At 37.1% G+C, this 22,334-nt stretch carries 16 protein-coding genes; all 16 read right to left on the reverse strand.

What is annotated here, in order from left to right; genetic code table 11:
* Positions 1 to 19 precede the first annotated feature (19 nt).
* Positions 20 to 448 carry an adenylyltransferase/cytidyltransferase family protein gene (locus F1644_RS07135; protein WP_118305562.1) on the reverse strand — a complete coding sequence of 143 codons (429 nt, stop codon included), beginning with the start codon at positions 446 to 448 and terminating at the stop codon, positions 20 to 22.
* Between the two features lie 109 nt (positions 449 to 557).
* On the reverse strand, positions 558 to 1,379 hold the full coding sequence (locus F1644_RS07140) for a glycosyltransferase (protein WP_118305563.1): 822 nt from the start codon (positions 1,377 to 1,379) through the stop codon (positions 558 to 560).
* Positions 1,379 to 2,317, reverse strand: coding sequence for a glycosyltransferase family 2 protein (locus F1644_RS07145; protein ID WP_118305564.1), 939 nt, complete (start codon positions 2,315 to 2,317; stop codon positions 1,379 to 1,381). Before F1644_RS07145 ends, F1644_RS07140 begins: the two co-directional genes overlap by 1 nt.
* A gap of 52 nt (positions 2,318 to 2,369) precedes the next feature.
* Positions 2,370 to 3,647, reverse strand: coding sequence for a hypothetical protein (locus F1644_RS07150; protein WP_118305565.1), 1,278 nt, complete (start codon positions 3,645 to 3,647; stop codon positions 2,370 to 2,372).
* Complete coding sequence (locus F1644_RS07155) at positions 3,640 to 4,812, reverse strand: glycosyltransferase family 2 protein (RefSeq protein ID WP_118305566.1); 1,173 nt, start codon at positions 4,810 to 4,812, stop codon at positions 3,640 to 3,642. The genes F1644_RS07150 and F1644_RS07155 overlap by 8 nt, the downstream gene beginning before the upstream one ends.
* Before the next feature lie 5 nt (positions 4,813 to 4,817).
* Entirely contained in the window at positions 4,818 to 6,287 is a 1,470-nt protein-coding gene (locus tag F1644_RS07160) for an oligosaccharide flippase family protein (RefSeq protein ID WP_118305567.1), read from the reverse strand.
* A 24-nt stretch (positions 6,288 to 6,311) separates the two neighbouring features.
* Positions 6,312 to 7,214 (reverse strand): LbetaH domain-containing protein, encoded by a 903-nt coding sequence (locus tag F1644_RS07165; RefSeq protein WP_118305568.1) that lies wholly within the window; start codon positions 7,212 to 7,214, stop codon positions 6,312 to 6,314.
* The gene (locus tag F1644_RS07170) at positions 7,204 to 8,283 is read right to left on the reverse strand and encodes a DegT/DnrJ/EryC1/StrS family aminotransferase (RefSeq protein WP_118305569.1); all 1,080 of its coding nucleotides are present in this window, start codon (positions 8,281 to 8,283) and stop codon (positions 7,204 to 7,206) included. The genes F1644_RS07165 and F1644_RS07170 overlap by 11 nt, the downstream gene beginning before the upstream one ends.
* Positions 8,283 to 9,371: a DegT/DnrJ/EryC1/StrS family aminotransferase gene (locus tag F1644_RS07175; protein WP_118305570.1), complete on the reverse strand. Its 1,089-nt coding sequence runs from the start codon at positions 9,369 to 9,371 to the stop codon at positions 8,283 to 8,285. Before F1644_RS07175 ends, F1644_RS07170 begins: the two co-directional genes overlap by 1 nt.
* Before the next feature lie 2 nt (positions 9,372 to 9,373).
* Positions 9,374 to 10,396 carry a polysaccharide biosynthesis protein gene (locus F1644_RS07180; protein ID WP_118305571.1) on the reverse strand — a complete coding sequence of 341 codons (1,023 nt, stop codon included), beginning with the start codon at positions 10,394 to 10,396 and terminating at the stop codon, positions 9,374 to 9,376.
* 106 nt (positions 10,397 to 10,502) lie between these two features.
* The gene (locus tag F1644_RS07185) at positions 10,503 to 11,237 is read right to left on the reverse strand and encodes a hypothetical protein (RefSeq protein ID WP_118305572.1); all 735 of its coding nucleotides are present in this window, start codon (positions 11,235 to 11,237) and stop codon (positions 10,503 to 10,505) included.
* A 2-nt stretch (positions 11,238 to 11,239) separates the two neighbouring features.
* The gene (locus tag F1644_RS07190; RefSeq protein ID WP_118305573.1) at positions 11,240 to 11,761 is read right to left on the reverse strand and encodes a UpxY family transcription antiterminator; all 522 of its coding nucleotides are present in this window, start codon (positions 11,759 to 11,761) and stop codon (positions 11,240 to 11,242) included.
* Between the two features lie 871 nt (positions 11,762 to 12,632).
* Entirely contained in the window at positions 12,633 to 15,248 is a 2,616-nt protein-coding gene (locus F1644_RS07195; protein ID WP_118305574.1) for a zinc-dependent metalloprotease, read from the reverse strand.
* Between the two features lie 39 nt (positions 15,249 to 15,287).
* Positions 15,288 to 17,861: a zinc-dependent metalloprotease gene (locus tag F1644_RS07200; protein WP_118305596.1), complete on the reverse strand. Its 2,574-nt coding sequence runs from the start codon at positions 17,859 to 17,861 to the stop codon at positions 15,288 to 15,290.
* A gap of 20 nt (positions 17,862 to 17,881) precedes the next feature.
* On the reverse strand, positions 17,882 to 20,569 hold the full coding sequence (locus F1644_RS07205; protein WP_118305575.1) for a zinc-dependent metalloprotease: 2,688 nt from the start codon (positions 20,567 to 20,569) through the stop codon (positions 17,882 to 17,884).
* 168 nt (positions 20,570 to 20,737) lie between these two features.
* On the reverse strand, positions 20,738 to 22,324 hold the full coding sequence (locus tag F1644_RS07210) for a PKD-like family lipoprotein (protein ID WP_158572060.1): 1,587 nt from the start codon (positions 22,322 to 22,324) through the stop codon (positions 20,738 to 20,740).
* Positions 22,325 to 22,334 lie beyond the last annotated feature (10 nt).

The raw sequence follows: 22,334 nt of genomic DNA on the forward strand, positions 1-22,334 counted from the left end.
TTTCTTTTGTTATAAGGAATCATCTCTCTCTCAAAATTTTTTCTCGTAAAATAGTAGATGAAGTCCCTTGTGTGTACGGAAAATACACAACTTCAACTCCATGCTCGTTGAGATATCTCTCCACATCCACAAAAAGCGGTTTCCCTTTCCAATCATCACCCACAAACATTACATCAAACCCTATGCGATGAAATGCTGCAATCTTGTCTCGATCCTCTTGAGAAACCACTTCATCTACATAACGGCAGGCTGCAACGATTGCAAAACGTTCTTCAAAAGGAATTACTGGAACCTTTTGTTTGTACGATCGCACCAACTCATCCGTACTCACGCCGACAATCAATTTACTACATTGTTCCTTAGCTCGCCGCAATATATTGAGATGTCCAATATGAAACATATCGAACACTCCAGTCGTATATCCGACATTATACTTTTTACCATTCATAAACCTTTAATAATATACATTAGAAAAAGTGATTCGAAACGCTGACACTCCTTTTCATTTATATTTTTATAATTCATATTGATTATCCCTCAAAAAATAGAATACCTGATTACTGGATTTTGGTTCTAAAGAAATTTCTAAAAATAATTCCTCTCAAATTATTAGGCATAAGCAACTGAATAACAAAACGAATCCCAACATTATATCCAAAATGCCATAAAGATATTAGCCTTTCTTTTCTCATATATTTTTGCAAGGCCATTTCACTTTTAAAATATCTCCAGCCAGCCCGACGAGCATACATATCTTTCCCAACTCGAACATTGACTAACACATCAGATAGATTGTAAAATTTACAATTAGCTAATATCATTCGAATCCACAAATAATAATCTTCATTCCAAAACCAATCTTGATAATTACCAACTTTCAATATTTCTGACCTCTTAAACATCACTGTCATATGATTTAAGCCACAACGAGATTTCATATATTTCTTTATTTCTTCATCCGACTTAGGACATTGTCGCTTAGCAACAATATTTGTTGGTTCGTCAATAAATTCTGTAATAGCACCTCCTACGATAGACAAATTTTCATCTGCTTTAAAACAATTTATTTGTTTTTCAAAACGATCAGACAAAGCAATATCGTCACTATCCATACGTGCAATTAGTTCACATGACGCAGCTTCGACCCCTATTTTCATTGCAATGCCTAAACCTTGATTTTCTTGTAAACGAATAACTTTCAATTTAAAATGTTCCAAAGCGTCCTGTATTATTTTCTCTAACTTGCTTGAAATTGGCCCATCTATAACCAGAACAATCTCATTTGGTGGAACTGTTTGATTAATAATACTTTTTAAAGCCAAATCTAAATATTCTGGTTTATCATTTCGATAAACAGATGTACATACAGAAAAATCCATTACTTATATTTTTTTAGCACAAAGAAGAATAGTTTGTCTGAAAATTTTCGAACAAATATCAACAACAATACAAACATTGAGTATTTATTCATTTTCAATAAACTTATTTTATTCAAATACTGAAAGTATTTATCAAAAACATTTTCAATATTTTTATCCTTTTGTCCAAAATGTAAATACTTTTTTAGCACTAATATTATTGTTAATTGCAATTGAAGTAGTGCAGCCTTTGCTTCAAGAGAATTTGAAGCGAACATATTCAACACTCTTTCCATTGCCACTATTGAAGTCATACGTTTCATTGTAAATTTAGCTACATTCATTGCAGAAGTAGATCGAAATTTATAATGGAATAAGATATTAGGCACAATTGCCAATGACGTTGAACATCGTAAACACTTTACAATAAATTCTCTATCTTCAGAATAATATATATCCTCATCAAAAACAACATGATTACGTAATAACATACTTCTTTTCAAAAGTAAAGAAGATATATGAATGTACATTTTCCCCAATAAATAATCTAATATGTAATTTTTAGAGTAATAAACTTTATAACTTCTTTTTGACAAATCCTTATTTTCTTTATCAAAACCATACATGATAATATCCCTATTTTGGTACAAATAACTTGTTACCTTTTCAAAAAACGAATTATCCATAGTATCATCCCCATCAAGAAAACAGACATATTCTTGAGTAGCAAAATGTAAACCTAAATTACGAGCAGAAGAAACGCCTCCATTCGTCTTATTCACTACCTTTACATTAGAATGCCCAAATGAAATCTTCTGAAGAACTTCTAAAGTCGCATCTGAAGAACCATCATTAACCAATATAATCTCACAAAACAAATCAGTTTCTCGTGTAATAGAAACAACGGTTTCTTCTATTGTTTCTTGCACATTGAAACATGGAATAATAAAACTAATCATACCTATGATAATATCTAAAACATAATTTGATGTCCTAATTAACCCTCACGCATCAATTAACAAGTATGTACCCTAAAACATTTTTCTTTAAACGAAATTCTATCTGTCGTTTTTCCGTATAGGCAATATAAAATGTTATCATAGCAAGATACCCTCCAAAAACATCAGAAGAAAAAAGTAATATAAATAATACAAGTAACATATTCTTAGCTGTATCCGTATTTTTAGAATACATCTTGTAGAAAGTAAATAATATCATTATTAGACCCAAAACTCCTGTTGACAATAACATATATTGCAGAGAATTCACATAAGTTGGCAAAGATGACGTTACATCTAAATAAGCTGTTTCCGGATGCATTTTCACATAACATCCGATACTTCCCCAACCATAGCCTAATAACTTATGCAACCAATCATATTCATCAAAAAGGATGTATCCTCTTAACACTCGAATAAAGCTAGAATTTCCATTTATACTTCCAGGAGATCCTTCAAAAGAAATTTCAGAAAAACGAATTAAAACTTTACCGATAACCTCATTTAAATAAATAAACAAACACACTCCCACCAATAAAAATGAAAATATAAATAGAATTCTTCGTTTCAAAGAAACTATATTACGTAGATAAAATATAAAATAATACAAACCAATAATAACAACAATGGCAAAACCATTAGCAGATTGACTCAATAACATAGAAATACTATACATTAAAATACGTAATTTTGCTTTCTTCTCTTGATACAAAAGCAAAATTGTTGGAATACAAAGAAATTGTGCATAGTGAGATGGTTCACAAAACAAAGAAGAAAAACGAATACTTTCCAACTGATGTTGTATAAAAAAAGTTGTATCAACTTCATTAGATAGAGGTAATAACGGAATTATTCCTGATAAATGAATCCCCAGCAAAGATCCAACATATTGAACAAAAAAGAATAAAACAACCACATCTGATATTCGTAAAAGATAATAATCAAAGAAGTGTCTCCGAACAAAATGAAAAGATAGAAATAACAAAATATAATATAGACATTTTCCTGCTAATTCATACAATACGCTATAAACATCTAACCACGAATAAATTCCTATTGATACAATTGTAATTAAAAATCCATAACAAGCATATAGATATAAAGGTTTATATATTTGAGGTATAGTAAATAATATACCTTTCTGAGTCATAATTAGGATTGCAGTAATTAATAGACAAAAATCTCCTAAAGAAACTCCTTGAATTCCTGATGCATAAATTCCTAACAAAGGAAATAGCGCAAAAAAAAGAGAGAATAATTTAAAACTATTAATCCTAAACTCTCTACTCATATTTTCCTAAAGCCTTACTCTTATTCGCTATATAGAATTGATTTACAAAATCTACAGCATCAGATAAACTTTTTATATCATATCTAATTGTATCTTTAGTAATTCTCATTCTTGTTTTAAAAAAATTCAATATATAATTACGTCCACGTTTTTTTAATATACGCAAACAATAATATAACAACGAAATCATATCTTTTTTTAAGGAAATATAAGGAAGTATCAATTTCCAAAAATGGCGATTATATGAAACAAAAGCAGCATAAGAAGCTATGTAATTAAACATTAAAAAATATTTCTCTGCTTTTATGCCACATGCTCTTAATGCCTTCAGCGTAGATTCAGCATAAATTGTTTCAGCAGTCCAGTATTTTACAATTTTAGATTCCCATAATACTGCAGTCTTCTTAGGCAGATGTGTCATATTTTCAATTTGACCTATATGAGCACCTCGAGTTCCCATTCCACCTGTACTTTTATAACAAAAGCCATCAATAATAATTGGAATATTTACAACAACATGTTTACCTAAATTCATACATAAAGCTACTGCATTTGCCATATCTGGACTTGGACCGGGAAAATAACATCCTGTTTGACTTCTTACTTTCTCAAGAATTGTTCGAGCAACTACACCATGGTACACTCGAGGTAATCTCCGTATTTGAAATGCTCCTTCTTGTAAACAACCTTGCAATTCTTTTTTAGGATCAATCGTAAGCATTGAATACTTTTTATGAGGTATTGTCAAATCTGGGAATCGATGATGTTTATATTGCAAATCTGGCCAATTGTAACGAACTAAATTCCCTAAACATGAATCTATCGAATTTATTTTCATCCAATTAACCACATCTACAATAGCATCTGTAACACTATCATCATCACCAATCATACAAACATATTCTCCCGTAGCATGACTAATACCTAAATTACAATTATCAACAACAGAAAGAACTTCACGTGTATGATAATACATTATTTGATCTAACTTTTCCTGTTCCAAAAACATTAAAAACTCAGTATTATCTTTTGTATTATCTTGAACTACAATTTCAATATTAGCATATTTCTTTTTTAATTCAAGAAGAGTTAGCACACATACTTTTATATAAACATACCGATCCTTTGTTGGTATTACAATACTTAAAAGAGGCTTATCCAACATATCTTTCAAAATTTATCATATAAATATTTCAATAAATCTATTTCAAAGTGTTTTTTCGAGATATACAAAGAAAAAGTACAAGAAACAATCACCAATCCTCCTCCTAATATGTATTTCAATATCACATTATCAAACATACAAACAAATGTTGCTATAATAGCCAAACCGAAAACAACTAAAGCGATCTTAATAAACAGCCAATTAAAACAAATCTTGTACAGCTGATAAACACTAATCGTCATAATCGAGAAATGGAGTACACCCATTATTGTCATAGCTCCCCCCATTCCTAATATACCATAATACTTATAAAATACAAGGCTTATTACCAATTGCAAAAATCTATAAACAATTGATATTATTGTAAATAATCTCATTTTAAATTTAGCTACTAGTATCATATCGACTTGATTGGAGCAAATAGTTATCAATGTACCCCAAATTGCGACTCGAATAAAATTTACCGTTAGAAAAAATTCTTCAGAATACAATACTCGAATAAAAAATGGTAATAAAAAAAGAAATAACACAACAAGCGGACAACAAAGTACTAAACTAACAGTTGCTTGTTTATTTAATTCATTTTGCAATAATATATTATTATCACTAATTGATGCTATTCTAGGATAATAATCTGTTGTTAGTGCTGTAATTATAACACCAAAATAACCATTTAAAATCATAATCCCAGCATTATAAAATCCAACATCTTGTAAACCGCCATATGCCCTCATATAAGCTGATATAACAAGAGCTACTATATTAGATAGGAATGATGCAAAGACCAATGCTATTCCCATTTTTATCATTGGTGAAGCATTTCCTAAGATTTCATGTACAGATAATACGATCCGGTTATAATTGATTTTTTTTACATAAAAACTAGAAAATAACAAAGGAATAAATGCACAAATAAATAAAGATGGTACAATTCCTTGTAAATCATAAATATAATACATTGGAACACTTGTAACAAGCCCCATAAAGGCCCCCCAAACATTCGCTTTGGCAAGGTATTTCAATTGCCTCATACCGATTAAAATAGCAAGTTGTCCATCTGTTACAATCTTTATTGCGACAACAACAGCAAGACACATAAAAACAAACGTATGTCCTTTACTTCCCATAACCCACCGACTCAACCATGGAGATAAAATGATAGTTATTATTATACCCAATAAGCCTGAGAACATGACTATTCTTTTAGTCACAGATATTATTCTAGAAAAAGATTCTTTATCACCATTACTATTTGCAGCAGAAATATCTCTTACTGCACTTTGTGAAATACCCAATCCCGCCCCAGATTTAAGAAGATCAATTGTATTATTATAAATACCTATTGTTCCCATACCCTCTGCTCCAAGTAAAACTGATACAATTTTATTAGTAATTACTTTAACTAGAATATTAAATATCTGTACAAAACCAAGAAGGAATGTTGTTTTAAAGATATTCTTATACGATTGAGACATTATAACAAATATACTACCCTATAATTAAAATCTCTTTTTCCACTCTTTAGCCGGAATTCCCACCACTATCGAACCTTGTAAAACATCCTTTGTCACAAGAGACATACACCCGACAAAACCACCATCATGAATTACCTTTTTGTTCATCACAACGGCATTAGGAGCTAACCATACATTATTCTCCAAAACAGAAGATCCCATTAACAAACAACAAGCTGTAATAATATTATTTTCTCCTATTACTAAATTATGTGCAACATACACATGATTATCTATTTTTGTATTTTTACCTATAATTGTTTCTCCCTCAAACAATGCATTCCCCACTGTTACATTATCCCCAATAGAAACGTTCACACAAAGATGTGTTCCTCCTACATGAGTTGCCACATGTGTATCACCATTAATAAAACGAATACATTGAAAACCTTCACTCCCAATTACAGAACAACACCCTATTCTCACATCATTCTCTATAATTGCACGACTTCTTACTACTGAATTAGGACCAATAATCACATTATCACCAATAATCACATTATTCTCTAATACTACCGATGGATGTATTTTACAATTGTGTCCTACTTTAGGAGGATTCTCCTCATATTGGTATAATCCATATACACATAATATTTCATGTAACTTATAAAATTCCTCTTCTGGATTATTTACAATAAACAAAGCAATATCACGAGGAATATCTTCCCTTACTCTCTTTGCTAATTCTTCTGTCAAAAATAGAGTTTTTATAGCACTATTATTTTTGACCGTATCAATAAAACTCTCTGAAGTAATATATGAAACAACCGAAGAATAAACAGTTTTCCGATTACACAAATTCAGACCATTTATTACGATATCTTCTCCAACAAAAGGTACTCCTATTAATTGTGCTATTTCATTTAACCAAATTTCTCTATATTGCATGATTTTTCGATTTATCAAACCACCATCCGCAGGGAATAGCCACAAATTTTTTCATAAAATCATTCACTCCCGGTTGCTCCATTGTATCTCCAAATACAGAATAGCAGTTATTATTTAAATGTACTCCTGAAGCGTAATAACCTCGTTGTCGGAAGTCAAGAATCACCTTAATTTTATAATCACACAAAAAACCGTACACCCAATAATTAGGTCTTATTATTTCTTTTTGATTCAACCTATAAAATTTCGGATACAATCGTTTTATATTCTCATCCCACTCTTCCGCATTTACCTGTTGTTTATTCAATAACATCACAACATCTTTCATTTGACAACAACCGATATAGCTATTCATATCGCTCATTGTCGCCCCATAACCAGGAAGAGAAATATCACATTCGGATGAAATCTCGTTATATCTATCTCGAAAAATATCTCTTCGAATTCCAAAATCACGAGTTAATAACGCTTTCTTATAAAGGTCTGAATCTTTAAACACAATCGCCCCTCCATCTATTGTATTGGGTAAACGAACTGTTTGAAAAGAAAAAATAGTCACATCCGTTCCCAAATTACCAGTATAATTCCCTTTATATTTACTACCAAAAGCCTCCACGCAATCATCTAGCACGGGAATACCATACTCTCTCCCAATCATATTAATTTCATCGACATACCCTACATAACCACAAAAATGATTGTGGAAAATCAAACGAGTTTTGTCTGTTATTTTCTGACGCACACTATCCGGATTCAAGGTTCCCGTTAACGGGACAATATCTGCCCACACGATTTTCAGTCCAAATGTTTGTAAAGGTTGATTCGAAGCCAAACAACTCATTGGAGAGGTTATCACTTCATCTCCCGGATGTAATCCCAATGTAGTTAGAGCCACTTGAATTGCAGAAGTGTAACTATTCGTGGTTAACAGATTCTCTATTCCTATAAAATCCCGTAACTTATTCTCGAATAATTTTCCCCATTTCCCATAAGATAATGCTCCAGAATGAAGAATTGTCTCCAATTCTGGCAAATCTTTTGGCATGTAAGGTTTATAAAGTGGTATCATTACCAACCTTTTTTTATTGTTTCCACGATTCTCTCTCTTTCTTCGTCTCCGACCCACCATCCACAAGGGATATGAACAAATTCCTTGTACCATTTGTCCATGTTAGGTAAACTTCTTTTGGATTTTTGAAATATACTATGCGTATCACTACGATGATGTAAAGGAGAAACCGAGATTCCATTAGCTTCCATCATTTTAATAAAATTTTCTCGATCCTTTACTTTCATCGTGTACAACCAGTAAGAGGCTTCCGTGTCGGGAGAATAACATACCAGCTGAACACCATCCACCTTCTCTAGTTCTTGATCATAATATTTCCCATTAACAATATAACGATTCATTACATTCCTCAGGTAAATCATTTGCACGTTCCCGATTGTTGCATTCACGTTATTCATGCTGTACTTGAAACCGACCTCCGTAATATCATTCTCCAAACGAGAATGTTTTTTATCCAACCCGAACCAACGTAATTTTCTAGCCCGATCAAATTCCTCTGAATTTCGTAAACACAGGAAACCACCATCCACCGTGGTCATGTGCTTGATTGCTTGTAAAGAGAATATCGTGTAAGGAGAATTACAACCTGTCATTTGTCCCTTATATTTACTCCCCAATGCGTGTGCCGCATCCTCAATAATGGGAATATTATATTTTTGTGAAATACGGTAAAACTCGTTCATATCACATACCATCCCGGCATAATGAACGAGTAGAATCGCTTTCGTTTTCTCGGAAATCATTTTTTCCACGTCGCAAGGATCAAGTAATCCATTGCGAGGATCCACATCTCCCCAAACAACTTTGCCTCCAACCATCGCGATTGAAGTATTCGTCGGCTCCGCAGTCATCGGGGTACTGATCACCTCGTCCCCAAAATTCACTCCAGCTAGGATAAGAGCCAAATGAAGTGCATCCGTACCGGAATGTAAAGCTAAACTCAAAGGATTTCCTATATACTCTCGAAATTTATCTTCAAATTGATACACGGCTTCCCCTTCGGCTATATAACCACTATAAAGAATCTTTTCCAGTTCTGCCATCAATACTTCTCTAGCGGGGATAAACGGTTTAACTAATGGTATCATGATTATTTCCTATAAGTTTTTAATTCCTCCCGCACATAATCAAGAGTTAATAATAGTTGTTTTAACTCCTCGATAGACAACCGGTGCGTGTTTTCCGAGTTATACTCGTCATGAATTAACTTAGGACCGTCCTTTTGGACATATTTCGTGTAATTCAAATCTCGAAAATCTGCCGGAACACGATAAAAACCATCTAACTCTATTGCCTTGGACATTTCCTCTTTTGTACACAACGTCTCGTACATTTTCTCGCTATGGCGAGCCCCTATTATTTTTATCTCGTTATCCGCCTGAAATAATTCCCGTACCGCTATTGCTAAATCACCAATTGTAGCAGCCGGAGCTTTTTGAACAAAAAGATCTCCCGGTTCCGCATGTGCGAAAGCATACAGAACTAAATTCACAGCATCATCCAAAGACATCATAAAACGAGTCATTTCCGGGATAGTCACAGTCATAGGTAGTCCTTCCTTTATCTGTTTAATAAATAAAGGTATTATTGAACCTCTAGAACACATAACATTACCATAACGTGTTGCACAGATAACACCCTCGTTATCTTGAACTCGCTGATCACGCGCTTTAGAAACAGCCAATTTTTCCATTAACGCCTTTGTCATCCCCATCGCGTTAATCGGATAGGCTGCTTTATCCGTACTTAACACGACCACCTTTTTCACGTTATTTCTTGCCGCCGCTTCCAAAACGTTTTCTGCACCATACAAATTTGTACATATAGCCTGCATGGGATAAAACTCACAAGAGGGGACCTGTTTTAATGCCGCTGCATGAAATACGTAATCCACCCCTCTCATCGCATTATTTATACTATCGAAATCCCGAACATTACCGATAATAAAATTTAACCTGTCATTCTTCAATTCAATTCGCATATCTTCCTGTTTCTTTTCATCACGAGAAAAAATACGAATTTCTTTCAAATCAGAATTTAGGAAATGTTTCAAAACGGCATTACCAAAAGAACCAGTCCCTCCAGTAATCATCAATATTTTATTTTTAAACATATTATAGTTATTTACAAGTAAATTACATCTCGTATATATAAACTTAAGAGATCTTCTATTTATTCACAGATCGAAGTAACTTTAAAAATCAACTAACATTTTTATTCTATTGCAATAAAGCGTCTTTATCATAATTCTCGAACATCCTCCCAGCTAACAATTGAAAAACATTTGTCAACAAGTAAACATCAACTTCTTGTCCTTTATTTATATACAAATTAATTATCTCATCCTCCACTTGAACATTACAAGTTATCAATTGTCCCCGTTCTCCCCGTTGATAATAATCCTGATTATCATTCACCACATTCTCATAAAATGATATCGCTTGCCAGATTTTACGAGAACATTTACCCGTTTTATATTCTTCCAACCACCCTTTTATCATATTTCCTGCCACACTCTTACTATCCTCATCCTCGGCAAAATAAAAACAATAACACAACATTCTACACATATTCGGAGTTCCACCACGCATAACTACAGTTTTCCCTTCTTCCGATGCCAATAAAGTATAAGCAATCTCCAAACCCAACTCGACAAATGGCATATCATCAATCGTCTGGTAAGCATCTAACAAATCTACCACATATCCCACACGTTCATCAAAGTCCAAAGACTCGTCTTGCACCAGCTTATTCAATTCTCTCGCAATCTCCTGTATCCGCAAATAATTATCCCACCACGTCCCATATTCTTCTTCCAACCAAGGATAAACCCGGACAATTGAACAAACAGACAAATATCCATGTAATAAACCGGACAGAGCCGAAGGCGGACACGAGTCCACACGAATCTTTCCCACCCGCTTGTACAAATCAATAAAAACATTCATGTCCATAACTACACAATTTTCTCCAAAAAAGATCCCGGAATATAAGAAGTTGCGATAGAGACAACCCCTTCCAATCGTACAATCACTCGTTTATGTCCTTTGATGCGAAGTAATTCACCTTCAAGCCCGGTTAAGGGCCCTTTGATCACTCGAACTCGATCACCATGTTTCAAGTTCTTATTCACCAATTCAATAGATTCCGGGGAAAAATCCAACAAAAACATGAAATCTTCCATTTGTTTATCAGGAATAATCAAAGAATGCCGATTTTCCCGATCTTTTATATAACAGATATTCAAAGCATAATCATTAATTAGGGAAAAACTCATTGTACGACTTACTCGAATAAAGATTAGCCCGTGAATAAGAACTACCCGTATTTTCTTTTTCCCACCCGGAGTATCCCGAACCTGTTCATTCATGGGTAGAAAATTTTCTATCCCAAGTTCATCTAATCTTGATTTTATAATTAATTCCTGGTTTACACGAACATAAGCCGCATACCAGTGCAATTCATGACTTTCATCCATTGAAATGTTCTTGATTTTACAAGGTCTGATTAGAACCTCATTTTTCGAATATATTCATGAAACGATTAAATACGCTTCGCGCACAAACCCTTAATTCGGGTTCTAATTAGTTCCATGCGTTCCGGGCACCACACTTAAACAGTCGTAATGCTGCGGAAACTGTCCCGTGTAAAAACATACACTCATCAAAACTTGCATTAGCAAGTAATCGAACAAAAAACGACAGAATTGATATTATATTAGAATCAAATAACGATCGTTTATTAATATTAATTTTAATCAAAAATTTTACATTGAGATGAAAATGCAACCCATTGATTACTTGGATAGAAATTTTTCGCAAAAAATTTTTAGATAGCCAAAAATAGCTTATATTTGCGACGCAATAAACGATCGTTTTTTAAGTATGTTTTCATTGAATTCTCATCAATATTTTTCATCAGACACGAAACATAATATACAATCTTTCAAATAGATAAAAGTCGGATATATAAAATTTGCTGTATCAACCCAAATTTTAATAGGCACATTTTATGACAAGAAACTTCCACAAAACAAGTAAATTTAATTTCAACACACACGTTGCCTTTTAACAAGGTAAACCCACCCTTATCCCAAGCTTATACTCTCTCTCAAACGTTACTCCCACCATTCCATCCCGTTTCTGCCTCATCCCCCAATGCCGGGTCAACGCTTTTAAAAGACTCTTGAAACGCCCCAGAGATAGTTTAACCCTAGCAAAAGGACTATATTACCCTAACTCTTCCCTAGTTTACACCACATCACAAAAAAAGAGGATGCCGAAGCACCCTCTTAAAACATTTCGGAACCACCCGAAATGACCTAGTCAACCACAAATCAACAGATACAATCAACTTCTTAACGAGCGATTGATCAAAAACATTAAATAATCGTAATGGGCCTTTGTATCCGCATTACCGGAACCTTGGCATTTTTTCACTTGTTCTATCACCTTCAAATAAAGATTATACCACAAATGATTCGGGTTATCAACAGCCAAATTTTCGACCAACCAACGGCTACCGAAACCAGAAACTTCCGGTATACGGTTACCCTGTCGATTACGCACCAGCTCGGCAGACTCTTGTAGCATAGATTGTGATTTAGCGTAATAACGAGAAGCGTTTTCCCGATTTCCATTAATGTCAACAGTATTACGCACGTTTGTCAGGAATGCAATTTGTAATACCCGTTCTGCCTCTGTTAAATTACGTCCCTTGATTGTCGGTTCCCAAATCAGTTTATACAAATCCTCCAGATACTCTTCCGGACTATAATTACCCTTATCCCGGTAAGCGACTAAAGAAATGCGACGAGTACTAAACAAATCGGTCTCTTCATCAGCTTTTGACAAGAAGTCTTTTAAAATCTGGCGGGCCTTGGAACCATCGAATTCTAAATTTTCCACCACTTCCGGCCGATCTATCCAATCTATATTCTTTAATTGCTCAACCACGAATTTCAACGAATTCTTCTGTATATCCTTCGGGACGGCAACAAAAGTAGCAACTGGATCTCCCACGTAATGCTGGTTCAAATAGAAACCACCCAAGTTCATGAACACGTTGAAGATATAACGTTTGTAGTAATATCCCACGTAACGGTAAATCATATTACGATACGTGTAGTCAATATCTTCCTTATCCAACCACTCGTTCATGTTTTCCATTAGATATTGCAGGTTCTTAATCCCGTAAGCACTTGCTTTAATCGCATCATCCCCTAGATCTTCCGGCAAAGATGTTGGATCAAACATGGTCAGGGTATACGGTTCCGGGTCAAAACGATACATCGGATCGCCCACCTTTTCTGAAATCCATTTTTCTACCACTTTCTGTTCATCTTCAAGCGTCTTTACATCAAATATAGGCTGATAGGCTACCTTCACGGTATGATAATCCGCAACCCCTAATCTTTCCGGAATTAACACGACATCTTTATCTCCCGGCTGAGCCACGTAATTATACCCCATATTATCCATGATAGAAGGCGTGATTCCATATTTCTGCGTGAAAGTTGCTGAACGCAATGAATCTGTCGGGTAAGCATGAGATGCCGGTAGATTATGACCGAATCCAAGAATATGCCCTACCTCATGTACAATCATTCCCTTTAAACCTTCCCCATATTTTTCCAACGGCAGTTTCATCGTACGTACCGCCTCATCACAGGATGCCGTTTGAACAAAACGTTTCAAGTTTATACGTCTCAACATATCATGGAATATCTCGATAGAGGCGTTTATCACTTGTCCGGAACGAGGATCTATCCAATGAGGGCCAGTTTTAAAATTTCCGACCCCAATCGGAGCGTAACGGATGCACAAAAATTTCATGTTATCCGGGTCAAACGTTGAATCGTTAACCGGAAAAGTTTTCACTTGAAGTACGTTTTTAAAACCAATCGCCTCGAAAGCCTTATTCCATTCTTCTACGCCAGCTTTAATATAATCACTCCATCCCTCCGGAAAATTGTTATCCACGTAAAACACGATTGGATTCACTGGCTCTACAGGTTCGCCATTTTTATATTTCTCAACATCTTTCGGTTGTATATTCCAACGAGTCATGTAATGGGTAACCTTAGAACCATCCACCTTAGTGGTCATGTTTTCTCGTTCTACTGTCACAACATTCACACGAGGATCACCTAAACGTGGTCTCATTAACTGATCTTCTCCCGGTAAGATCAACAACGTCCGGTTCAATTTTACCGTCACAGGTTCATCCTGTACAACCAGATATTGACCGTTTACCAACAAATCCTGCGTGTAGGTCTCGGTTGAAATAATTGAAATATTATCCTCGAATGCCTTAATATCATCCAAACGTGTCAGTTCTTCCTTTAACTTGACATCCCTTTGAGCATCGCCTAATTCTGCCACGCGCTTCCCCTCATCGGCAAAAGGAGTCAAGTCATTGTTCTGTTTCAAGAAAAAGTCCGTCATATCCACCACCACGGCCGTGCTATCCGGATTATAAGTTTCCACTTTAAAAGCATAACGAATCGGTGGCAGAGTGCTCACGTGAACCGCTTTTTGTACTCCCTCTTCCGAAGAATCGGTGAGCATCGGATTTGTTCCCCATTTACGGGTTACCTCATGCATTTGTAAGGTTGAATCTCTCAACGTGAAAGCAATGTGCAAAGGATCGTTGATCATTTGCCCGACAGCCCCATTACCGTTATCACTGGTCTCGACAAAGGTGGTCCCCAACAGGAATTCCCGTCCCAACAGGGACAAAGGATATTCAAAATACAATTTTTTCCCGACTTGATGCAATGTTATCAAGCCTTTTGCCGTTTTCACGGTCTTCCCTTTAAATAACTTTTCGTATTTCGTTTCCGGCTCCTTCTGCACGGTTTCTTTCGCTGCCTTCTTTTTCCGGTTTCCCGCAACCACACTTGCCGGATCTACCTGAATAAAGAACGCCAACAGGAGTATTGATAATATAAAACCTTTATTCATATCTTCTATTTATAATTTATATCGTTCATTAAAATTTCATCACCGGGCATTTCTGAAATCTTCAATCATTTCAAGCAAATAGGAATAATGAAGATTCGTTTCCCTGTCGACAGTCCCGACTTTTTGCCTCAACAGTTTTTCAATCCTTTGCAATAACGGGTAATAGAGATGCATGGAATAATCATGAGCCACGTTATACACACCGTAATGGAGACCAAAACCGGCAACTTCTTCATGATTAATCCCGGTCTCTCCTAACATACACTCTCGCCGCCCGATAAACATCGGTCCCTGAGACTGTTGTTCCGGATCTATTTTATAGGCAGGCATCAACCGGGCGAATAACCCGCTTAACATGGCTTGCTGTAAATACCGTTCGGAAAGCTTCGGTTTTCTTCCTTTCAATGTTGATTCCCACACCTCTGCATAAACATCATCCAAAAATTCTTTCGGGGTATAGGTATTCGGTTCCCAGTAAGCACAAAGGGACACTCGCTTGGTATTCAATAATGCTCCGGCAAAGAAACTAATCACCTCCTGTGATTTAGGAGCGCCCACGTGTAAATTCCCGGTATAAACAAAATCATCCAACCACTCCAAATTTTTCAGATGCCTCAACAAGAAAAGGGTATTACGTTTCTGCACCTCTTTCGGTACAACCTGAAAACTCGGCTTCGGATCACCCACGAAACGTTCTGTTAAATAGACTCCCCCAATATTCACGTAGGCATTGTACAAATATCCCCGGCACTGGTAGACCAACTCGTTATAGATATGCATACGGTAAGAATAATCTTTGTCCTGTGATTGCATCCACTCGTTCAGATGTTTCAAGATATATTTCAAATTATCCATCCCGTAATTACCAGCCTTCACTGCATCATCACCTAGATCCTCCGTCAAAGCACTGGGATCATAGACACCTCGGATTTGTTGCTTTCCATAACGGTACATCGGGTCACTCGCTTTTTCGGCAATCCACCCTTGTACCACCTGATTCTCTTCTTCCGCTGTAGTTGCCTCCGGTATCGGTTGATAATTGACTTTTATGGCATAATAATCATATACCCCCAACTCCGGCGGGGTTAAACGTACCCCTCTGTCTTCGGGTTGGGCCACGTAATTATACCGGGCATAATCCATGATGGAAGGTGTCGTTCCATACTTTTCAGTGAAGGTCACGGAACGAAGTGAATCAACCGGAATTGAAAAAGACGACGCCATGTTGTGCATCAAGCCCAAGCAATGCCCAACCTCATGAGCCACGATATAACGTAAACTTTCATAAAGCACGTCATCCGGCAATTTAGTTGTTCTCACCCGCTCGTCAACTTGCGCCGTCTGCATGAAACGCATATCATTTACTAACCTGATCACGTCATGGTATATATAGACCGACGCATTCAGGATTTCTCCCGTTCTCGGATCCGTCCACGAGGGACCCATCCCGTTAGCGATACTAATTGGGGCATAACGAATACAACTATATTTCAAGTTATCCGGATCAAATTCCAGATCATCTGTCGGAAAATCACGGCTGATCATGACGTTTTTCATACCGATTTTCTCGAAAGCTTTGTTCCATTCTTTAATTCCCGCATGTACGGCAGCCTTCCACTCTTCCGGGAAACCATTATCCACGTAGAACACGATGGGCTTTACCGGTTCCACCAGTTCTCCCCGCTTGTAAGCCTCCATATCTTTCGGCTCCACTCTCCAACGATTCATCAAAAAAGTATATTTGGCTCCATCCGTACGGGTGGTCATATCTTCCTTCACGGAATAGAAAAGTCCTACTCTCGGATCAGCCAGACGTTCACGCATCAAATCCTTATCCGGTAACAAAATCATTGAACGATTCATTTTCACGGTAACAGCCGTTTTCACGCTTTTCCCCGTTATAGGAGACATCACGCTCTGGTCATAAGATAAAGAAGAAATTACCGCAATATTATCCTCGAAGGCTTTCACCTCATCTATATAAGAAACCTCTTTATTAAAAGTAGCTCTTCGTTTTAACTTCCCGTAACCGGTTGAACGACTATACGGATCAAAAGGTGTCAGACGAGCATCATCTGCCAGAAACAACCAAGTCATATCGAACACGACGGCTGTACTATCCGCATTGTAAGCCATAATTTCCATCGCTTTCAGCACGGGCGGCACGTTACTATTCCGAATAGCCCGATTATATGCCTCTTGCTCTATGTCACTATACACTTGTAGCACGGAGGGCAAACTCATCTGGATCAACTCAATTTTATTGTCCCTTTTCTGAAAGGCTATATGCAAAGGATCTGTTGTTTTTTGCCCGACAATAGCATTGCTATTGTCACTAATCCCGGCCACGGTCGACCCTAACAGAAACTCTCTTTTCAGTAAAGTCAAGGGCAGCTCAAAATAGACCTTATTCTCAAACTTATGCAACGTGATCATTCCCTTTCGGGTCACGCATTCCTTCCCTTCAAAAAGCTGGTCATATTTGCTCTCCTTTTTTTGTTCCACGTTCTCCTTCTTTCCTTTCTTTTTCCGTTTTTCAGCCTGAACCTCAACAGAAACCGTCAACAAAAAGGAAAAAAGACAGAAGAGGATTAAAAGGAATCTTCTATTCATATATCTTGTTTTAAAGTACATCATTTATTTTTTAGAAATCCCTCTATCTGCGATAACAAATAAGCATAATGTCCCCGAGTCTCGTAAGAGCCATTGTTTTTATTTACTTTCATCAGGTTTTGTATTTTCAAAATCATCTGATGCAAAAGATGCTGGTTATTATCATTCGATATGTTCGCCACGTATTGAATAAAATCATATCCCAACCTGTCATTCAAATCTTGTCGGCGTTCAACCAAGTTGGAGAATTGATCAAAATTCGTAGCTTTCATACTTATTGCTTTCCTCATCGGTAATTTTTCCATTATTTCCCGAATCTGATAGTCCGGTAACTGCTGGTGCCCTCCACAGGCACAACCAAATGCCGGACGAGATTTAGCCAACACCATATCGGCCATGCTCTTCCTGCCCGCAGCCGGATTTACCCCACTGATTAAAGAATTTACAACTTCCGTCTGCAGAATACGTTCTGCCTCCGTCGGATTCTTTCCGCAAAGAGTTGAGGCCCAAATCATATTATAAAGATCATCCAAATATTCTTGGGGAGAATAACCATTCGGATCACGATACACACCTAATGCCAAACGTTTGGTCGAAACGAGTGAACTGGCAAAGGCCTTTAATAGCAACCGGGCATTAGAACCGTCAAATTCCAAGTTTTTTACCACTTCCGGGCAATCCAACCATTCCATATTCTTCAACTCGTTAATGGCAAAACGCAAAGCCCGTTTTTGAATTTCTTTCGGAACAACTTGATAAGTCTTATAAGGATCTCCCACGAAGTGTTCGTTAATATAGAATCCTCCCACGTTTGCCAAAGCAGTATAGATATATTGAGAATATTGATTACAAATTTCCCGGTAGATATTGTCCCGGTAAGTATAATCCTTATCCTGACTGTCCATCCAATGATTGAGATTTTTCAGAATATATTTCAGATTCTTAATCCCGTACTCACCAGCCTTGACAGCATCATTACTCAAATCTTCAGTCAAAGATGACGGGTCAAAAGTACCATACCCGATTTGTTGCTTACCATACCGGAACATCGGATCCCCGATCTTATCTGAAATCATTTTCCGCAAAACAGGTAATTCTTCTTCCGGGGTGCGTGCATCCAACAAGGGTTTATATCCCCATTCGATAGCGTAATAATCATACACACCCAATTCCGGGGGAGTCAAAGAGACCCCCTTATCTTCAGGTTGCGCGATGTAGTTAAAACGAGCGTAGTCCATGATAGAAGGAGTTGTCCCGTATTTTTCCATAAATTCCGCATCCCGGTAGGATTCCACGGGAATAGAGGCAGAGGCAGCCATGTTATGCATCAAGCCTAACGTGTGTCCGACTTCGTGTGCCACGATATAACGCATACTTTCAAACAAAACATCTTCCGGTAACTTTGTCGTTCGCACTCGCTCGTCCACCTGAGCTGTCTGCACGAAACGCATATTATTGATCAACTTGATCACATCATGATAAATCAACACGGAAGCATTGACCACTTCACTGTTACGAGGATCAACCCAAGATGGTCCCTGAGCATTAGCCATCCCGACAGGACAATAACGTACACAAGAATATTTGATATTATCCGGATCAAACTCCGGGTCATCTTTCGGAAAATCATAAGATTGAACAGCATTTTTGAAACCGATTTTTTCAAAAGCCTTGTTCCAAAGTCTGATTCCCGCATGAATGGCAGTCTTCCATTCGTTCGGAAATGCATCGTCCACGTAATAAACGATCGGTTTCACTGGTTCCACCAGTTCTCCCCGCTTATAAGCCTCCACATCCTTAGGTTGAAGGTCCCAGCGATTAATATAATAAACGTCTTTCACGCCATCCAGATCATCCGTAATCACCTCTTTACCGGAAACGAAATAACCGATACGAGGGTCTGCCAAACGGGGACGCATCCTCGGTTCTTCCGGCAACAATACCAATGAACGATTTACTCCTACCGTCACAGGCTCATCAATAACCAGCACGAACATTCCATGAAGCGCAATATCCTGTAAATAGGAAAGCGAGGAAGTAATCGAGACATTATCTGAAAAAGCCTTTATATCCCCGACATAAGACAGTTCTGACTGGAAACGCTTCCTACGGGTTCCCTGCCCGTAATACACCTTTTTTCCGTAAGGATCAAAAGGATCCATCCGAGAGTCGTCACTCACGAAGAATTTAGTTGCCTCAAACACAACCGCAGTACTATCGGCATTATAAGCCTTCACTGCAAATCCTTCCATAATTGGTAAACGAGTTCCCATTTCCATGGCCTGTTCAATATGCTTATCTTTACTTTGGCTTGATATTTGTGCCCGGGAAGGATTAGTAACTTCCCGCAAATACACCATACTATCCGTCATGGTAAAAGCAACGTGTAACGGGGTCTGATTTTTTTGTCCCACCAACGCATTCGAATTATCGCTAATACTGGAAACAGTTGATCCAAGCAACATATCTCGTCCCAACAAACTCAGCGGGAATTCAAAATACAATTTTCCATCCACTTTGTGAAGGGTAATCATCCCTTTCACCGTGGTGCATTCTTTACCCTTAAAGAGTTGGTCATAAGCAGATTCTTTAGGAGTTTGAACATTCTCCGTTTTTCCTGCTTTCTTCTTTTTCTCTCTCTTTTTAGCATCTGTAATCAATGGAACACAGACAAGGGCCATCAAAACAACTAAAACTTTGATTTTCATAAATACATTTAATTTACATACAATTTATTTCGTCCCGATATTTATACAAAGGTCTTTCCGTCTGGAGCAAACAAGACGTAAAAAAGTCTCTGCCACAGTCGAGTGGAAGGAGTCCAAAAGCGTTTCAAAATGAAATACTTCTGGATCTCCTTGATTACTTGTTACCGATTAATATCCCCAACCATTACCACTACATACTTTATAGCGGATATGTACGATTTCGCCAAAATTATGAGTTGACGCATAAATCAACTTCTCTTTTTGACCATTCACGGCCTTTCTTGTCAGATCCAACACGTAAAACTCTCCGGATTGCATTCCTATAGCCACCCGACGGCTACCAACACTCTCGGAATCTATCGCCGTGATAATCTGCCCTTGCGGGAATTCATAATATTTCTCCACGGGCATCTTAGCGTCCCGATCATACAACCACAACTCATTATCTTTAGAAATCAAAACGTAAGGGGTTCCAAAATCATCCCCGTACACCCATGAACGTAATACATTAAATACATTTTTAGAGGTTCCGTTTATCACTTGATTTAGATCTATCTGACACTGTAATACCGGGAATGCAGAAGGATTAGAAGATTCACTCATCGCATTCACACGAAAATCATGCGTGTAATAATTCCCGGTTGTCCGGTCTCGTAAAATAGAGTAATATCCCTGATCTCCACTTTCTCCCTCTTTTACCTCATAATAACCAGTATGCAACACCTCCATATTCCCCAAATTATCCAATCGGGCAAAATCAGGCGCATACCCGGATTCATCCACCGTAAATTTCACTACCTTTCCTGCTGTTTCCTTTTTCAAATCCGCAATAGCCAGAAAACGGTTATGCACCTTATCATACATAACGGTATAATTCAAATCAGAGAAAGGAGCCAACACCATACGAGATCCATCTACTTCTTCATTTTCGAATTCCAACGGACGGTCGATAAAATAACCGGAATTGTACAATTGATTCGTTAATTTCTTACGCGTATATACCTTTCCATCGTGATTAACCACACAAGTCAGCCACTTCATATCAATCATATCAATCGGTTTAAAATCTACCGGTAAATTTCCATCCAGAAAAATATCATTCAACAGAATATCTTTCGTGAAATCTTCTCCGGATAGATCCACGCATCCTTGACCTCCATTTTGTAGTACCCAAAAATGCCCGATACCGCCTCTTGCTGCAAAATGTTCCAGCACTCGAACCGGTTCCGTTCCTAACTCTTCCCCATTAACCAATTGATAAATATCAGGAATATCGGTATACGTGAATTTACCATACTCACTTCCATCATCTTCTTGGGTTTCTCGGATATATGACAAAACAGACTTTCCGTTCTGTTTCGCAAGAACAACCCAAGCCTCTTTGGCATACGCAGAACTTAACATCGCTGAAATTCCCCCGGAGAAAGTTACTCCGGTACGATTATCGGTCACGTTCAAATAAACGTTATGGTTACTAGTCACGGTATCAACAACCCATTCCAAATTTCGTTGATCGGAAATTTCTTTTCCAAGGAACGTCCATTTGTAACTCAAATCGACATCATTGCTATCAATGGCAAACGTCAATCTCGGAGTCAATTTAATTTTTTCTCCTAGAATAGCCTCAAAATAACTTGCATCAAAAGTAATCTTAATATCATTCTTGGGATCATACGAATAATTTCCCTTATCATCATAGCAGGAACTCACTCCCAGTACTGTAATGATTAACAGAAGTATATATCTTATTTTCATCACCATCACT

Origin of the sequence: Butyricimonas paravirosa, from assembly GCF_032878955.1 — a bacterium.
Classification (GTDB): Bacteria; Bacteroidota; Bacteroidia; order Bacteroidales; family Marinifilaceae; genus Butyricimonas; species Butyricimonas paravirosa.

Excerpts from the sequence above, each read along its gene's own strand:
- F1644_RS07135 (WP_118305562.1), bottom strand. The coding sequence starts at position 448 with ATGAATGGTAAAAAGTATAATGTCGGATATACGACTGGAGTGTTCGAT.
- F1644_RS07140 (WP_118305563.1), bottom strand. The coding sequence starts at position 1,379 with ATGGATTTTTCTGTATGTACATCTGTTTATCGAAATGATAAACCAGAA.
- F1644_RS07145 (WP_118305564.1), bottom strand. The coding sequence starts at position 2,317 with ATGATTAGTTTTATTATTCCATGTTTCAATGTGCAAGAAACAATAGAA.
- F1644_RS07150 (WP_118305565.1), bottom strand. The coding sequence starts at position 3,647 with ATGAGTAGAGAGTTTAGGATTAATAGTTTTAAATTATTCTCTCTTTTT.
- F1644_RS07155 (WP_118305566.1), bottom strand. The coding sequence starts at position 4,812 with ATGTTGGATAAGCCTCTTTTAAGTATTGTAATACCAACAAAGGATCGG.
- F1644_RS07160 (WP_118305567.1), bottom strand. The coding sequence starts at position 6,287 with ATGTCTCAATCGTATAAGAATATCTTTAAAACAACATTCCTTCTTGGT.
- F1644_RS07165 (WP_118305568.1), bottom strand. The coding sequence starts at position 7,214 with ATGCAATATAGAGAAATTTGGTTAAATGAAATAGCACAATTAATAGGA.
- F1644_RS07170 (WP_118305569.1), bottom strand. The coding sequence starts at position 8,283 with ATGATACCACTTTATAAACCTTACATGCCAAAAGATTTGCCAGAATTG.
- F1644_RS07175 (WP_118305570.1), bottom strand. The coding sequence starts at position 9,371 with ATGATACCATTAGTTAAACCGTTTATCCCCGCTAGAGAAGTATTGATG.
- F1644_RS07180 (WP_118305571.1), bottom strand. The coding sequence starts at position 10,396 with ATGTTTAAAAATAAAATATTGATGATTACTGGAGGGACTGGTTCTTTT.
- F1644_RS07185 (WP_118305572.1), bottom strand. The coding sequence starts at position 11,237 with ATGGACATGAATGTTTTTATTGATTTGTACAAGCGGGTGGGAAAGATT.
- F1644_RS07190 (WP_118305573.1), bottom strand. The coding sequence starts at position 11,761 with ATGGATGAAAGTCATGAATTGCACTGGTATGCGGCTTATGTTCGTGTA.
- F1644_RS07195 (WP_118305574.1), bottom strand. The coding sequence starts at position 15,248 with ATGAATAAAGGTTTTATATTATCAATACTCCTGTTGGCGTTCTTTATT.
- F1644_RS07200 (WP_118305596.1), bottom strand. The coding sequence starts at position 17,861 with ATGAATAGAAGATTCCTTTTAATCCTCTTCTGTCTTTTTTCCTTTTTG.
- F1644_RS07205 (WP_118305575.1), bottom strand. The coding sequence starts at position 20,569 with ATGAAAATCAAAGTTTTAGTTGTTTTGATGGCCCTTGTCTGTGTTCCA.
- F1644_RS07210 (WP_158572060.1), bottom strand. The coding sequence starts at position 22,324 with ATGAAAATAAGATATATACTTCTGTTAATCATTACAGTACTGGGAGTG.